At 76.9% G+C, this 14,574-nt stretch carries 12 protein-coding genes and 1 pseudogene; 10 read left to right on the forward strand and 3 right to left on the reverse strand.

Going from position 1 to position 14,574, the window contains the following annotated elements; translation table 11 throughout:
* The first annotated feature begins 118 nt into the window (after nucleotides 1-118).
* On the forward strand, nucleotides 119-520 hold the full coding sequence (locus OG617_RS24880) for a ChaB family protein (RefSeq protein WP_396681111.1): 402 nt from the start codon (nucleotides 119-121) through the stop codon (nucleotides 518-520).
* Nucleotides 521-560: 40 nt separating this feature from the next.
* Here OG617_RS24880 and OG617_RS24885 read toward each other — a convergent pair whose 3' ends face one another.
* On the reverse strand, nucleotides 561-1,994 hold the full coding sequence (locus tag OG617_RS24885; RefSeq protein WP_405095389.1) for an aldehyde dehydrogenase family protein: 1,434 nt from the start codon (nucleotides 1,992-1,994) through the stop codon (nucleotides 561-563).
* Nucleotides 1,995-2,066: 72 nt separating this feature from the next.
* On the opposite strand from OG617_RS24885, the gene OG617_RS24890 reads away from it, so the two are divergent.
* Nucleotides 2,067-3,671 carry a phytoene desaturase family protein gene (locus OG617_RS24890; protein WP_405095390.1) on the forward strand — a complete coding sequence of 535 codons (1,605 nt, stop codon included), beginning with the start codon at nucleotides 2,067-2,069 and terminating at the stop codon, nucleotides 3,669-3,671.
* 162 nt (nucleotides 3,672-3,833) lie between these two features.
* On the opposite strand, the gene OG617_RS24895 is transcribed toward OG617_RS24890, so the two are convergent.
* Together OG617_RS24895 and OG617_RS24900 are read right to left on the reverse strand one after the other, a co-directional pair.
* On the reverse strand, nucleotides 3,834-4,601 hold the full coding sequence (locus tag OG617_RS24895; RefSeq protein ID WP_161691292.1) for a polyprenol monophosphomannose synthase: 768 nt from the start codon (nucleotides 4,599-4,601) through the stop codon (nucleotides 3,834-3,836).
* Nucleotides 4,602-4,867: 266 nt separating this feature from the next.
* Nucleotides 4,868-5,296 (reverse strand): SRPBCC family protein, encoded by a 429-nt coding sequence (locus OG617_RS24900; protein ID WP_405095391.1) that lies wholly within the window; start codon nucleotides 5,294-5,296, stop codon nucleotides 4,868-4,870.
* Nucleotides 5,297-5,550: 254 nt separating this feature from the next.
* Between OG617_RS24900 and OG617_RS24905 the strand changes: the two are divergent.
* From OG617_RS24905 to OG617_RS24940, 8 genes and pseudogenes are all read left to right on the forward strand, one after another.
* A pseudogene (locus OG617_RS24905) lies at nucleotides 5,551-7,218 on the forward strand (HAD-IIIA family hydrolase); the annotation flags it as partial.
* Nucleotides 7,219-7,301: 83 nt separating this feature from the next.
* Nucleotides 7,302-8,276 (forward strand): glycosyltransferase, encoded by a 975-nt coding sequence (locus OG617_RS24910; protein WP_396681121.1) that lies wholly within the window; start codon nucleotides 7,302-7,304, stop codon nucleotides 8,274-8,276.
* A complete protein-coding gene (locus OG617_RS24915; protein WP_396681123.1) occupies nucleotides 8,261-9,478 on the forward strand; it encodes a glycosyltransferase in 1,218 nt (405 codons plus the stop codon). Before OG617_RS24910 ends, OG617_RS24915 begins: the two co-directional genes overlap by 16 nt.
* Nucleotides 9,478-10,281, forward strand: coding sequence for an SIS domain-containing protein (locus OG617_RS24920; protein ID WP_405095392.1), 804 nt, complete (start codon nucleotides 9,478-9,480; stop codon nucleotides 10,279-10,281). Before OG617_RS24915 ends, OG617_RS24920 begins: the two co-directional genes overlap by 1 nt.
* A 12-nt stretch (nucleotides 10,282-10,293) precedes the next feature.
* Nucleotides 10,294-11,796 carry a PfkB family carbohydrate kinase gene (locus tag OG617_RS24925; protein ID WP_405095393.1) on the forward strand — a complete coding sequence of 501 codons (1,503 nt, stop codon included), beginning with the start codon at nucleotides 10,294-10,296 and terminating at the stop codon, nucleotides 11,794-11,796.
* Between the two features lie 11 nt (nucleotides 11,797-11,807).
* A complete protein-coding gene (locus tag OG617_RS24930) occupies nucleotides 11,808-12,494 on the forward strand; it encodes an SDR family oxidoreductase (protein ID WP_405103940.1) in 687 nt (228 codons plus the stop codon).
* Nucleotides 12,491-13,489 (forward strand): glycosyltransferase family 9 protein, encoded by a 999-nt coding sequence (locus OG617_RS24935; RefSeq protein ID WP_405095394.1) that lies wholly within the window; start codon nucleotides 12,491-12,493, stop codon nucleotides 13,487-13,489. Before OG617_RS24930 ends, OG617_RS24935 begins: the two co-directional genes overlap by 4 nt.
* The gene (locus OG617_RS24940) at nucleotides 13,473-14,456 is read left to right on the forward strand and encodes a DNA topoisomerase IB (RefSeq protein WP_405095395.1); all 984 of its coding nucleotides are present in this window, start codon (nucleotides 13,473-13,475) and stop codon (nucleotides 14,454-14,456) included. The genes OG617_RS24935 and OG617_RS24940 overlap by 17 nt, the downstream gene beginning before the upstream one ends.
* Nucleotides 14,457-14,574: the final 118 nt, after the last annotated feature.

Below are 14,574 nucleotides of genomic sequence, written 5' to 3' on the forward strand. Positions count from 1 at the left end.
GGTACCCGGAGCCGGAAATCGACAAACCCGGCCAGGTGGCGGCCCGGTGCCCGGTTTGCCGGTGCGGCCCTCGGGAACGGTGGGAGTCAGCCATCCCGTCGACGCGGAGGAGGACGACATGCCCGGGCGCGAGGTACTGCCCAGCACGCTGCGGCGCTCCCCGGACAAGGCTCAGCGCACCTGGGAGAAGACGCACGACTCGGCGGTGGAGACGTACGGCGAGGGGGAGCGGGCGCACCGCACCGCCTTCGCCTCCGTGAAGCACGAGTTCGAGAAGGTGGGCGACCACTGGGAGCCCAAGGGCCGCAAGGGCCCCAGCGACCGCCAGGCGGCCGGCGGCGGCCCGGAGCGGCGGGCCCCCACGGCGGGCGGGGTGGACGCCAACGCCACCAAGGACCACCTGATGGGGGTGGCCCGCAAACTGGACGTTCCCGGCCGTTCCCGAATGACCAAGCCCGAACTGGTCAAGGCCATCGAGAAGGCCAACGACCGCGAGACCCGCAGGGCCCGCGGCGACTGACCCAGCAACCCGCACCGCCACCGCCCCCGGCGGGGGTCACTCACCAGTGGCCGCCGCCGGGGGCCTGCAGGTGGACGGCCTTGGTGGCGGTGAACTCGTCGAGGAGTTCCGGGCCGAAGCCGAAGCCCTGGCCGCTGGCGCGACGCGGTTGGGCGGCGCCGCCCGGAGCGCCGCCGAAGACGGCGTTGACCTTGACCGTGCCGACCGGGAGTTCCCGCCAGGCCCGGTGGGCGTGGCTCATCGACCCGGTGAGCACCGTGGCGGCCAGCCCGTACGGCGAGTCGGCGGCGCACCGCAGCGCCTCGCTGAACGAGTCCACCACGACCACCGGGGCGACCGGGCCGAACGTCTCCTCGCGGACCAGGGACATGTCGTGCCGGCAGTCGGTGACCACGGTCGCCGGGTAGAACGCCCCCGGCCCGTCCGGCAGCGCGCCGCCGGTGCGCACCCGCGCCCCGTCGGCCACCGCAGCCGTCACCTGCCCGTGCACGTGGTCCCGGTGCCGCCGGTCGACCAGCGGCCCGAGTTCGGTCCCCGGGTCCCGCCCGGGTCCCGTCCGCAGCGCCTCGGCCCGCCGCACCAGGGCGTCGGCGAAGTCCTCGGCGACGTCGCGGTGCACGTAGATCCGCTCCACCGCGACGCAGATCTGCCCGGCGTTGGCGAACGACCCCAGCGCCGCCTGCTCCGCCGCCCAGACCGGGTCGATGCCGGCGTCGACGACCAGCGGGTCGCTGCCGCCGTTCTCCAGCAGCAGCTTCGCCCCGGTCCGGGCCGCCGCCGCGGCGATCGACCGGCCGGTGGCGGTGGAGCCGACGTGCGCCACCACGTCCACGTCGCTGGCGGCCAGCGCCGCGCCGACCTCGCCGCCCCCGGTGAGCAGCGACAGCACCCCGGGCGGCAGCGCGCCGTCCAGCGCCCGGGCCAGCAGCCATCCGGTCGCCGGGGTCCGTTCACTCGGCTTGTGCAGCACCACGTTGCCGGTCACCAGGGCAGCGCCGAGCAGCCCGCAGGCGACCGCCACCGGGTCGTTCCACGGGGTGAGCGCGGCGACCACCCCGCGCGGCTGCGGGGTCATGAAGTCGATGGCGTCCGCGCCGCCGAGCAGGGTCCGCCCGCCGCGCAGCGGGGCCAGCTCCGCGTACTGTCGCAGGGTGCCGACCCCCGCCTCGACGCCGCCCCGGGCGTCCGCCAGGGGCTTGCCCATCTCGGCGGTGACCGCCGCGGCCAGCTCCTCCGTCGTGGCCTCGACCGCGTCCGCGGCCCGGTGTAGGGCCGCCGCCCGCTCGGCCGGGGCGGTCGCCGCCCAGTCGGCCGCCACGCCCCGCGCGGCCTCCACCGCCTTGCCGACCTCGTCCGCCGTCGCCACCGGCACGGTGCTGACCGGCGAGCCGTCGGCCGGGTCGCGTACGACCAGCTCGCCACCGGTGCCGCCCGCGCCCCACACTCCACCTATGAGCTGCGAAACCGTGTACATGCGGCGGTGGATGCCCCGGTCCCCCCGACGCAAACGCGTTTCACCCGGTAACCGGCCGGGTAGCCGGCTCGGATGATCTCGACCGGGGTGCAGACGGCGGACGCCGTGGTCGTCGGCGCGGGCCACAACGGCCTGGTGGCCGCCAACCTGCTGGCCGACGCGGGCTGGGACGTGCTGGTGCTGGAGGCGACCGGCGCGCCCGGCGGGGCGGTGCGCTCGGCAGAGGTGACCGCCCCCGGCTACCTCAGCGACCTGTACAGCTCCTTCTACCCCCTCGGGTACGCCTCCCCGGTGCTGGCCGGCCTGGAGCTGGACCGGCACGGACTGAGCTGGACCCACGCCCCCGACGTGCTGGCCCACCTGCTGCCCGACGGCCGGGCGGCGGTGCTGAACCGGGACCTCGACGCCACGGCGGCCTCGCTGGCGGCGTTCGCGCCCGCCGACGGCGAGCGATGGCGCCGCTCGTACGCCGAATGGCTGGACGTCGCCGGGCCGATGCTGGAGACCATCACCACCCCGTTCCCGCCCGTGCGCGGCGGTCTCGGCCTGCTGCGCCGGCTGAGGGTGGGCGGGGCGCTGCGGCTGGCCCGCCGCCTCGTCGTGCCGGTACGCAAGCTCGGCGACGAGATGTTCGACGGCGAGGGCGGCACTCTGCTGCTGGCCGGCTGCGCCCTGCACACCGACCTGTCGCCCGAGGAGGCCGGCTCCGGCGTGTACGGCTGGTTGCTGGCCATGCTCGGCCAGCAGGTCGGCTGGCCGGTGCCGGTCGGCGGGGCGCAGCGGATCACCGACGCGCTGGTGGACCGGCTCACCGCCCGGGGTGGCCGGATCCTCTACGACGCCCGGGTGGACCGGGTGCTGACCGCCCGGGGTCGGGCGATGGGGGTACGCACCGTCGGCGGCACCGCCTGGCGGGCCCGCCGCGCGGTGCTGGCCGACGTCCCCGCCCCCGCGCTCTACCTGGACCTCGTCGGCCCGGAGGCGCTGCCGCCCCGGCTGGTGGAGGACCTGGCGCACTTCCGATGGGACGGCTCCACCCTGAAGGTCGACTGGGCGCTGTCCGGGCCGGTGCCGTGGGCCAACCCGGCGGTGGCCACCGCCGGCACCGTGCACCTCGGCGCCGACCTCAACGGCCTGACCGGCTACGCCGCCGAACTGGCCCGGGGCGAGATCCCCCGGGACCCGTTCCTGCTGCTCGGGCAGATGAGCGTCGCCGACCCGAGCCACTCGCCGGCCGGGACCGAGTCGCTCTGGTCGTACACCCACCTGCCGTTCCGGCGGAACTGGCGGGCCGAGGACATCGCCGCGCACGTGGACCGGATGGAGGAGGTGCTGGAGGCGGCGGCCCCCGGCTTCCGGGCCCGGATCGTCGGGCGGCACGTCGCCGGCCCGGCGGACCTGGAACGGGGCGACCCGAGCCTGGTCGGCGGGGCGCTGGGCGGCGGCACCGCCGCGGCGTACCAGCAGCTCTTCCTGCGGCCGATCCCCGGCCTGGGCCGCGCGGACACCCCGGTGGACCGGCTGTACCTGGCCAGCTCCTCGGCGCATCCGGGCGGCGGGGTGCACGGCGCGCCGGGCTCGAACGCGGCCCGGGCGGCGCTGGCCCGTGACCGGGCGGTCACCGGCGGGCTCTACGCCGGGGCGATCGGCGCGGCCCACCAGGCGGTCTACCGCTGAACTCGCCGGCGTGGAGCCCGGCGGCCCACCGCTGAGTCCGCCGTCCAGCTGGCCCTCTGCCGTCCGCCGGCCCTCCGCCGGCCCGTCGCCGAGTGCGGTCGACCGGCGACGGGGTGGCGCGGCGACGCGGGCCCGGGCGGTTCGGACGCCCGGGCCGGGCCGTCAGCGCTCGATGTTGCGGTGCCGGGTGCGCAGCTTGAACGGCATCAGCGCGCTCTCGATCTTGGTGGCGGTGGTCATCTTCGAGTCGCCGTCGCGGCGCTCCTCGAAGCGGATCGGCACCTCCAGGATGGTGTGGCCGAGCTTCGTGGCCAGGTAGTGCATCTCCACCTGGAAGCTGTAGCCGTTCGACTGCACCCGGTCCAGGCCGATGTCGCGCAGCGCGTCGGCCTGCCAGATCTTGAAGCCCGCCGTGAGGTCGCGGATGCGCACCCGCAGCAGCGTGTGCACGTAGAGGTTGGCCCAGCCGCTGAGCGCGCGGCGGTACAGCGGCCACGCCTCGTCGAGCTGGCCGCCGGGGACGTAGCGGGAGCCGATGACCACCCCGGCCCGGGTGGACAGCAGCGCACCGAGCATGCCGGGCAGCGCCTCCGGCGGGTGGGACAGGTCGGCGTCCATCTGCGCCACGTACTCGGCGCCGCCGTCGAGCGCCCGGGTGATCCCGTCGACGTACGCCCGGCCGAGCCCCTCCTTGCCGGCCCGGTGCACCACCTGCACCCGGTCGGGGTGTTCGAGGGCCAGCTTGTCGGCCACATCGCCGGTGCCGTCCGGCGAGTTGTCGTCGGCGACCAGCACCGTCAGGCCCGGCAGCGGCAGCGCGAGGAGCCGCTCGACCAGCACCGGCAGGTTGCCCGCCTCGTTGTAGGTGGGGACCACGACGGTCAGGCGCGCGTCACGCCACGGCTCGGGCAACAGCACGGGTTCGATCATGACGGACATCCTCGGTTTGCCGACAGGGTCACCAAGAGGGTAGCCAGTTACCCGTTCCCTGTCGTAAAGGCTCCCCGTCCGGCACGTGTGACGTGGTGTGTTCCCCGGTCGGGCGGCCGTGCTCGGCGACCTGGCGCCCGCGGCGGGCCGGGCCGGTGGCCGCGAGCGCGACGGTGGTGAGCCAGCCCCGGCACCCGCCCCGATGATCATCACGGTCTGGCTCGCCGGTCCGCCTCCCGCCCGGTCACCGGTCCCCTTCTGTCGGGTCACCGGTCCGCCTTCTGTCGGGTTGAGATGTCGGCGAGCCGGCGCAGCGTCTCCTTGTTGCGTTGGTGCAGCACCAGGTCGTTGAGCTTGTTCCGGGCCCAGCGCAGCGGGCCGGCGGCGAAGTCCTCGCCGATGCGGACCCGGGTGGCGTGCTCGCCGACCGGTTCCAGGGTGAACACCACGATCGCCTCGCCGGCCGGCCACAGCCCGGCCCTGAGCACCAGCTTGTGCGGCGGCTCGTGGACCAGCACGGTGGAGACGTCCTGGAGGGAGAACGGCCACGGCCCGGCCTTGTGGTGCAGTCGGGCGCCGACCCGGGGCCAGGCGTCGTCGACGCCGCGCACGTGCACCGTGCCGACCACCCAGTCGCTGTACGTCCAGCCGTCCGCGAGGACGTCGAAGACCCGCTGTGGGGGTGCTTCGATCACTTTCTCCACAATCGCCACTGCGCTCCCATACCCGGCTCCGGGCGGGGCTAACGACGCCGGTGGGTTAGCTTCTCCGGTGCGGCGGGTATCGCCGCACCGGAGACGACGCGCGACCCACCCGTTCCCGGTCCGCCCCGCCGTGACGCGGTGCCCGACAGGAGCCGGCCCGGCGGGCGCGGCGGGCGGGTCGGCGCGGCGGCGGTACCGCGCCGAGGCCGACGTTTACTCCTCGGGGCGCAGGGAACCCGCCGCCCGTGCGACGGGACCAGTGGGAGCCGGATCGGCGCAGGTCAGCCCGGGTGGACCCGGGTGCTGACCGCGATCGGTCCGGCGGTGTCCTGTTCGACGCGGTGCTGTTGGACCGGGACGGGACGTTGATCGAGGACGTGCCGTACAACGGGGAGCCGGAGAAGGTGCGGCCGATGCCGGGGGCGCGGGAGGCCCTCGACCGGTTGCGGGCGGCGGGGCTGCGGCTGGGGGTGGTGACGAACCAGTCGGGCCTGGCGCGGGGGTGTTTCACCGCCGGGCAGCTGGGTCGGGTGCACGCGCGGATCGAGGAGCTGCTGGGGCCGTTCGACACGTGGCGGGTGTGCCCGCACGACGACGGGGCGGGGTGCGAGTGCCGTAAGCCCGCGCCAGGGCTGGTACGCGCCGCCGCCGCCGATCTGGGCACCACGCCGGGGCGGTGCGTGGTGGTGGGGGACATCGGCCGGGACATGACCGCCGCCCTCGCGGCGGGCGCGTCCGGGGTGTTGGTGCCGACGCCGGTGACCCGGGCCGAAGAGGTCGCCGCCGCCCCGTACACCGCCCCGACGTTGCCGGCCGCGGTGGAGGAGATCCTGCGCCGGCAGGCCGCCGTCGTTCCCGCCGAGCGGCGTACGGCGGGGACGGTGTTGGTGGTGCGCAGCGATTCTGCGGGGGACGTGCTGGTGACCGGGCCGGGGATCCGGGCGGTGGCGGCGCACGCGCGGCGGGTGGTGCTGTTGTGCGGGCCACGGGGCCGGGCGGCGGCGGGGCTGCTGCCGGGGGTGGACGAGGTCGTCGAGTGGCCCCTGGAGTGGATCGACCCCAACCCGGCCGCGGTCGACCCGCAGCGGATCGGCCGGCTGGTACGGCGGCTGGCGGCGGTGGGGGCGGACGAGGCGGTGATCTTCACCAGCTTCCACCAGTCGCCGCTGCCGCTGGCCCTGCTGCTGCGCCTGGCCGGGGTGCCCCGGATCGCCGCGATCAGCGACGACTACCCGGGGAGCCTGCTGGACGTGCGCCACCGCGTCCCGTCGGGGGTGCCGGAACCGGAGCGGGCCCTGTCGCTGGCCGCCGCCGCCGGTCACGCCCTGCCCGCCGACGACGAACCCCGACTGCGCCTGCGCCGGGACGCGGTGCCGGCCGCGCCGTCGCAGCTCGGCCCGCCCGGGTACGTGGTCGTGCACCCCGGCTCGTCGGCCTCGGCCCGGGCCTGCCCGCCGGAGCTGGCCGCCCGGATCGTCCGGGTGCTCGCCGACGCCGGTCACCGGGTGGTGGTCACCGGCGGACCCGGCGAGCGAGAACTGACCGCCCGGGTCGCCGCCGCCGGGGCCACCGACCTGGGCGGACGCACCGGACTCGCCGAACTGGCCGGGATCATCGCCGACGCCGGTGCCCTCGTCGTCGGCAACACCGGCCCCGCCCACCTCGCCGCCGCGCTCGGCACCCCCGTGGTCAGCCTGTTCGCCCCCACCGTCCCGTTCGGGCAGTGGGGGCCCTACCGGGTGCCGACCGTCCGACTCGGCGACGCCGACGCCCCCTGCCGCGACACCCGCTCGGCGGGCTGCCCGGCCGCCGGGCATCCCTGCCTCGCCGGGGTCGACCCCGCAGCGGTCCTCGACGCGGTCCGGCTCCTCGGCGTGCCCACGGCGAGGGACGCCCGCGCCGCCGCCACGGCCGGCGCCGGCGGGGTGGCCGGCGCCGACGCCACGGCCGGCGGGTCGCCGGCGGTCGCCGTGCCGGCCGGCGGCGGGAGCGGCCGATGAACGTCCTGGTCTGGCACGTGCACGGCTCCTGGGCCACGTCCTTCGTGCACGGCAGGCACCGCTACCTGGTGCCGGTCACCCCCGACCGGGGCCCCTACGGCCTCGGCCGGGCCCGCACCTATCCGTGGCCCGACGGCGCCGTCGAGGTCACCCCGGCCGAGCTGCGCCGGGCCGAGGTCGATGTGGTGATCCTCCAGCGCCCCGAGGAGTTCGACCTGGCCTCCGAGTGGCTCGGCCGCCGGGTCGGCCGGGACGTGCCGGCGGTCTACGTCGAGCACAACACCCCCAAGGGGGACGTGCCCAACACCCGCCACCCGATGGCCGACCGCGACGACCTGCTGCTCGTCCACGTCACCGGATTCAACCAGCTCTTCTGGGACAACGGGGGCACCCGCAGCACCGTCGTCGAACACGGCATCGTCGCCCCGAACGTCGAGTGGACCGGCGAACTCGACCGGCTCGCCGTCGTCATCAACGAGCCGGTACGCCGCTGGCGGGTCACCGGCACCGACCTGCTGCCCCGGTTCGCCGCCCTCGCCCCGCTGGACGTCTTCGGCATGGGGGTCGCCGGGCTGGCCGACCGGCTGGGGCTGCCCGCCGACCGGGTCACCAGCCACGACGACGTGCCGCAGGACCGGATGCACGCCGAGCTGGCCCGGCGACGGGCGTACCTGCACCTGTGCCGGTGGACCTCGCTCGGGCTCAGCCTGATCGAGGCGATGGCCATCGGCATGCCGGTCGTCGCGCTGGCCACCACCGAGGCGGTGGTGGCGGTGCCGCCGGAGGCCGGCGCGCTCTCCACCCGGGTCGACGACCTGCTGGCGGCGACCCGCCGGTTCCTCGACGACCCGCCGGCCGCCCGCCGGGCGGGCGCGGCGGCCCGGCGGGCCGCCCGGGACCGCTACGGCCTGGACCGTTTCCTCGCTGACTGGGACCGGCTGCTGGAGGAGGAAGTATGCGCATCGCGATGATCTCGGAGCATGCCAGCCCGCTCGCCGTCCTCGGCGGCGAGGACGCCGGCGGCCAGAACACGCATGTCGCGGAGCTCTCCGCCGCGCTCGCGGCCGCCGGTCACGACGTGCGGGTGTACACCCGCCGGGACGCGGTGGACCTGCCGGTGACGGTCCGCAGCCCGGGCGGGTACGACGTGGTGCACGTGCCGGCCGGGCCGGCCGAGCCGGTCGCCAAGGACGCGCTGCTGCCGCACATGCGGGCGTTCGGCCGCCGGCTGGTCGACTGGTGGCGCACCGGGGACTGGACGCCCGAGGTGATCCACGCCCACTTCTGGATGAGCGGCCTGGCCGCGCTGGCCGCCGGCCGGCAGACCGGGGTGCCGGTGGTGCAGACGTACCACGCCCTCGGCGCGGTGAAGCGCCGCCACCAGGGCGCCCAGGACACCAGCCCGCCCCGGCGGATCGACCACGAGCGGGAGCTGGGCCGGGCCGTCGACCGGGTGGTCGCCCAGTGCCAGGACGAGGTCGGCGAGCTGGTCCGGCTCGGGGTGCCCCGGTCCCGGATCACCGTCGTCCCGTCCGGGGTCAACCTCGGCACGTTCACGCCGCTCGGCCCGGCCGCCGAGCGGGCCCCGGGGCGGGCCCGCCTGCTCACCGTGGGCCGCCTGGTGGAGCGCAAGGGCTTCCAGGACGTGATCCGCGCGATGCCGCTGGTGCCGGACGCCGAGTGCGTGGTGGTGGGCGGCCCGCCGGAAGGGCTGCTGGAGACCGACCCGCACGCCCGGCGGCTGCGGGCCCTCGCCGAGTCCAGCGGGGTGGCGGACCGGGTGACGCTGGTCGGGGCGGTGCCCCGCGAGGAGATGGGCCGCTGGTACCGCTCCGCCGACGTGCTGGTCGCCGCCCCCTGGTACGAGCCGTTCGGGCTGACCCCGCTGGAGGCGATGGCGTGCGGGGTGCCCGTGGTCGGCACGGCCGTCGGCGGGCTGACCGACACCGTGCTCGACGGCGTGACCGGCGACCTGGTGCCGGCCCGGGACCCGCGCGCGCTGGGCGCCACGATCCGGCGCCTGCTCGACGACCGGATCCGCCGGTTCTCCTACGCCGGGGCGGCCCGCGACCGGGCCCGGCGCAGCTACTCCTGGGCCGCCACGGCCGAGCGGCTGACCGACGTGTACGGCCAGGTGGCGGCGGTGCACCGGCCCGCCCGGGTGGTCGCCTGATGGCCGCCGCGCCGCCTGGTCCCGCCGGCCAGCCCGGTTCCGCCGGCCCGGCAACCCCGTCGGTGCTCGACGGGCACCTGGCCAACCTGGCCGCGGCCCTGCTGCCGTACCGCAGGTCGGAGGAGTTGCTGGCCCGATGGGGCGGGGAGCTGGCGCACCGGCTCGCCGCCGGCGGCCGGTTGCTGGTGGCCGGCAACGGCGGCAGCGCCGCCGAGGCCCAACACCTCACCGCCGAACTCGTCGGCAAGCTCCGCGACGACCGGCAACCCCTCTCCGCCATCGCCCTGCACGCCGAGACCTCCGCCCTCACCGCCATCGCCAACGACTACGGCTACGACCACACCTTCGCCCGTCAGGTCCGCGCCCACGGCCGGCGGGACGACATCCTCCTGCTCATGTCCACCAGCGGCACCAGCACCAACCTCCTCACCGCGGCCCGCGCCGCCCATGAGGTCGGCCTGCGCTGCTGGGCCCTCACCGGTCCCACCCCCAACCCCCTCGCAGACGCCTGCCACGACGCCCTCGCCATCGACTCGCCGGACAGCCAGGTGGTCCAGGAGCTGCACCTGGTCTCCGTCCACGTGCTCTGCGAGCACGTCGACCGGGTGCTCCCCGCCGCCCTCGCAGTGGCGGGCGAGCGCGGCCTGGGCGGAGCGGTGCCGGCGGTGGGCGTGGCCGGCGGGCGCGGCCCGGGCGGAGCGGTGGCGGCGGTGGGCGCGGCCGGCGGGCCGGACCGGCCGGTGCGCGCCGGGGTCGAGGTGGTGCTGGACGGCGAGGCCGACCGGCAGATCGAGGCGGGCTGAGGAGGCGAGCTGATGGCGGGACCCGTGGTGGTGGTCGGTGACATCCTGCTCGACCGGGACGTCGAGGGGGTGGTGAACCGGCTCTGTCCGGACTCCCCGGTGCCGGTGCTCGACGAGTCGGTGGCCGTGGACCGGCCCGGCGGCGCCGGCCTGGCGGCGGTCTTCGCCGCCGCGCTGGGCGCCGAGGTGGCCCTGGTGACCGCGCTCGCCGACGACGAGGGCGGGGCCCGGCTGAGCACGCTGCTCGCCGCCGCCGGGGTGCAGGTGTACGCGCTGCCGCTGCGCGGCGCCACCCCGGAGAAGATCCGGCTCCACGCCCGGGGGCGGGTGCTGCTGCGGCACGACCGGGGCGGACCGGCCGGGGAGCCCGGCGAGCCGAGCGAGGTCGCCCTGCGGCTGCTCGCCTCCGCGTCCGCCGTGCTGGTCAGCGACTACGGCCGGGGGGTGGCCCGGCAGCCGGCCCTGCGCTGCGCGCTCGCGGCGACCCGCGCGCCCGTCGTGTGGGACCCGCACCCCCGGGGCCCGGCGGCGGTGCCGGGGGTGCACCTGGCCACCCCGAACGAGTCGGAGGTGCGCGAGCTGGTGAAGACCGGGCCGGGCGCGTCCCGGCTGGCCACCGCGTCGAGGGGCGCGCAGGAGCTGCGCCGGCGCTGGCGGGCCGGCGCGGTCACCGTCACCCTCGGCGGCGACGGGGCGCTGCTCTGCCACGCCGGGTCGACGCCGCTGGTGGTGCCCGCCCCGGCCAGCGCCGAGGGGGACACCTGCGGTGCGGGCGACCGGTTCGCCGCGACCGCCAGCATCGCCCTGTCCCGGGGCGCGCTGGTCTCCGAGGCGGTGCAGGCGGCGGTCACCGAGGCGTCCGCGTACGTCGCGGCCGGGGGAGTGGCCACGGCCCTGCCGCCGCCGGCCCGGACGGTCCCGGTGACCGGGACCCGCATCGGCGGCGGCGACCGGGTCGGGATGGCCGCCGCCGCCGCGGTGGTCGCGACGGTCCGCGCGGCCGGCGGCACGGTCGTCGCCACCGGCGGGTGCTTCGACCTGCTCCACGCCGGGCACGTGGCCACCCTGGAGGCGGCCCGCCAACTCGGGGACTGCCTGGTCGTCTGCCTCAACTCCGACGCCGGGGTGGCGGGGCTGAAGGGGCCGGACCGGCCGGTGGTGCCACAGGCCGACCGTGGCCGGCTCCTGGCGGCGCTGGGCTGCGTCGACGCGGTGCTGGTCTTCGACGAGCCCACCCCGCAGGCGGCCCTGACCTGGCTGCGCCCCGATATCTGGGTCAAGGGCGGCGACTACGCCACCGGCGGCGGCGAGCCGGGTATGCCCGAGGCAGAGCTGCTGAGCCGCTGGGGCGGGCACACGGTGGTCGTGCCGTACCTCGACGGGCGCTCCACCACCGACATGATCGCCGCCGCCCGCGCCGGCGGCGGGACGACCGGGCCCGGCGACCCGGTGCCCGGGCCGCCGCCGGGTGTGGCGGTGGGCCTGGACGGTGCGACGACGAAGGGGAGACGATGACCGGCAACGCTGTGGGGACGGGGCCGACCGTCCTGGTCACGGGCGGGTCGAGCGGGTTGGGGGCGGCCGTGGTGACGGCCGTGGCCCGGGCCGGCGGTCGGCCGCTGGTGCTGGACCGCAACGCCCCGGCCGACGGGGTGCCGTGGATCGAGTGCGACCTGGCCGACACCCGGGCCGCCGAGGCGGCCACCCGGCGGCTCGCCGAACGCTCCGGGGGCCTCGACGCCGTCGTCACCGCCGCCGGCATCGACGTGCCCGGCCGGCTCGCCGACGTGCCCGGGGAGACCTGGGACCGGATCGTCGCCGTCGACCTGCTCGCCACCGCCGCGGTGATCCGGGCCGCCCTGCCCTGGCTGGAGGAGTCGCGGGGCAACGTCGTCACGGTCGCCTCCACCCTCGGCGTGAAGGCCGTCAGCGACGCCACCGCGTACTGCGCCGCGAAGTTCGGCGTGGTCGGCTTCACCCGCGCCCTCGCCGCCGAGCTGGCCGGGGCGGTCGGCGTCACCCTGCTCGTCCCCGGCGGGATGCGCACCGCCTTCTTCGACGAGCGGGACGCGCAGTACCGGCCCGGCCCGGACGCCAACCTCAACGACCCCGCCGACACCGCCGCCGCCGTCATGTTCGCCCTGTCCCAACCGCCCGGCAGCGCCGTCCGCGAACTGGTCGTCTGCGCCGAGCGGGAGTCTTCGTACCCGTGATCGTCGTGCTCCGGGCGCTCGGCGTCGGCGACCTCGCCACCGGGGTGCCGGCGCTGCGCGCCCTGCGCGCCGCGTACCCCGACCGGGAGCTGGCCCTGGCCGCCCCGGGCTGGCTGGCCCCCCTGGTCGACCTGGTCGGGGGTGTCGACCGCCTGGTGCCGGCGGACGGCCTGGGGGACCTGGGGTGGCCCGGCCCGCCGCCGGAACTGGCGGTCAACCTGCACGGCCGCGGCCCCCGGTCGCACCGTGTGCTGGCCACCATCCGCCCCGGCCGGCTGCTCGCCTTCGCCAGTCCCGACGCCGGCCACGCCGACGGCCCCGACTGGCGGGCCGACGAGCACGAGGTCGACCGGTGGTGTCGCCTGCTCGGCTGGTACGGCCTCCGCGCCGACCGTGCCGACCTCGCCCTGCGCCGTCCCGAGCCCGGCGGCGTGCCGACCGGGGCGACGGTGGTACACCCCGGCAGCAAGGTCGCGGCCAAACGCTGGCCGGCCCGGCGGTTCGCGGCGCTGGCCCGGGAACTGGCCGGCCGGGGACACCGGGTGGTGGTCACCGGTTCGGCGGGCGAGCGGGAGCTGGCCGGGTGGGTGGCGTACCACGGGGGGCTGGCGCCGGACGCGGTGCTCGCCGGCCGCACGGACCTCGGCGACCTCGCCGCCCTCGTCGCCCACGCCCGCCTGGTGGTCAGCGGGGACACCGGCGTCGCCCACCTCGCCACCGGGTACGGCACCGCGTCGGTGGTGCTCTTCGGCCCCGTCGCGCCGGCGCGGTGGGGGCCGCCGCCGGACCGCCCGTGGCACCGGGTGCTCTGGCACGGCGACGGTGGCCCGGGCGACCGGCCCGCCGCCGGGTCGCCGGGAGCGCGGGACGGTTGGCCCGTGTTCGACGGGGTGACAGCCGATTCGACACTGGCGGCCGTCGGCCTCGACGAGGTGCTGGCGGCCGTGGACGACGCGGAACGGGCGGTGCGGGTCTCCGGTGCGGTTACGGCGTAGCGATCCGGCCAGGCCGGGGTACGGCCGCCGGCGAAGCGGCAGGGGGTGGACGTTCCTCGACCCGAGGGGCGAGCCGGTCCGCGCCCCCGGCGAGCTGCCCCGGCTGCGGGACCTGGTGATCCCGCCGGCCTGGCGGGACGTGTGGATCTCGCCGCACCACAACGGGCACATCCAGGCCACCGGGATCGACGCCGCCGGCCGCAAGCAGTACCTCTACCACCCGCAGTGGCGGCGCACCCGGGACGAGGCGAAGTTCGACCATGTGCTGGAGGTCGCCCACCGGCTCCCGGTGCTGCGCGAGCGGGTGGAGCAGGACCTGTCCGGCCGAGGGCTGAACCGGGACCGGGTGCTCGCCACGGTCGCCCGCCTGCTCGACATGGGGATGTTCCGGGTCGGCAGCGACCAGTACGCGGTCGGTGACGACGCCACCTTCGGCGTCTCCACGCTGCGCCCCGAGCACGCCCGCAGCCGGCGGGGCTGCGTGGTGTTCGAGTTCCCCGCCAAGGGCGGCATCGACCAGGTGCGGCGGATCGAGGACCCGGAGCTGTGCCGAGTGCTGACCAACCTGCGCCGCCGGCGCCGGCGGGCCGAGCGGCTGTTCGGCTACTGGGACGGCCGGGACTGGCGGGACGTGCGCAGCGACGAGGTCAACGAGTACCTGCGGGCCGCCAGCGGCGGTGAGATGACCGCGAAGGACTTCCGCACCTGGCACGCCACCGTGCTGGCGGCCACCGAGCTGGCCACCCACGGGCCGGCCCGTTCCGCGACGGCCCGCAAGCGGGCGGTGGCGGCGGTGATGCGCGAGGTCGCCGAGCTGCTCGGCAACACCGCGACCGTGGCCCGGACCTCCTACGTGGACCCCCGGGTGGTCGACCTGTTCCACGACGGGGTTGTCGCCCCGGTGGAACCGGACACGCCCCGGTCGGAGGCGGAGCGACGGGTGCTGGAACTGTTGAAGGACGCCTGACCGGCCCCGTCGACGGTCCTGGGGGGAGAGCGACGGGGCCGGAGCCGGCGGCCGGTGACCGACCGTACGGGATCGTCGCGTCGCGCGGCTGGGGGCGCGGACGGACGGCACCGGGCGG

Source organism: Micromonospora sp. NBC_01412 (assembly GCF_045040215.1).
Taxonomy (GTDB): domain Bacteria; phylum Actinomycetota; class Actinomycetes; order Mycobacteriales; family Micromonosporaceae; genus Micromonospora; species Micromonospora rubida.

Coding starts and splice junctions, on each gene's coding strand:
- OG617_RS24880 (WP_396681111.1), top strand. CDS start 119: ATGCCCGGGCGCGAGGTACTGCCCAGCACGCTGCGGCGCTCCCCGGAC.
- OG617_RS24925 (WP_405095393.1), top strand. CDS start 10,294: ATGGCGGGACCCGTGGTGGTGGTCGGTGACATCCTGCTCGACCGGGAC.
- OG617_RS24895 (WP_161691292.1), bottom strand. CDS start 4,601: ATGATCGAACCCGTGCTGTTGCCCGAGCCGTGGCGTGACGCGCGCCTG.
- OG617_RS24910 (WP_396681121.1), top strand. CDS start 7,302: ATGAACGTCCTGGTCTGGCACGTGCACGGCTCCTGGGCCACGTCCTTC.
- OG617_RS24915 (WP_396681123.1), top strand. CDS start 8,261: ATGCGCATCGCGATGATCTCGGAGCATGCCAGCCCGCTCGCCGTCCTC.
- OG617_RS24920 (WP_405095392.1), top strand. CDS start 9,478: ATGGCCGCCGCGCCGCCTGGTCCCGCCGGCCAGCCCGGTTCCGCCGGC.
- OG617_RS24885 (WP_405095389.1), bottom strand. CDS start 1,994: ATGTACACGGTTTCGCAGCTCATAGGTGGAGTGTGGGGCGCGGGCGGC.
- OG617_RS24890 (WP_405095390.1), top strand. CDS start 2,067: ATGATCTCGACCGGGGTGCAGACGGCGGACGCCGTGGTCGTCGGCGCG.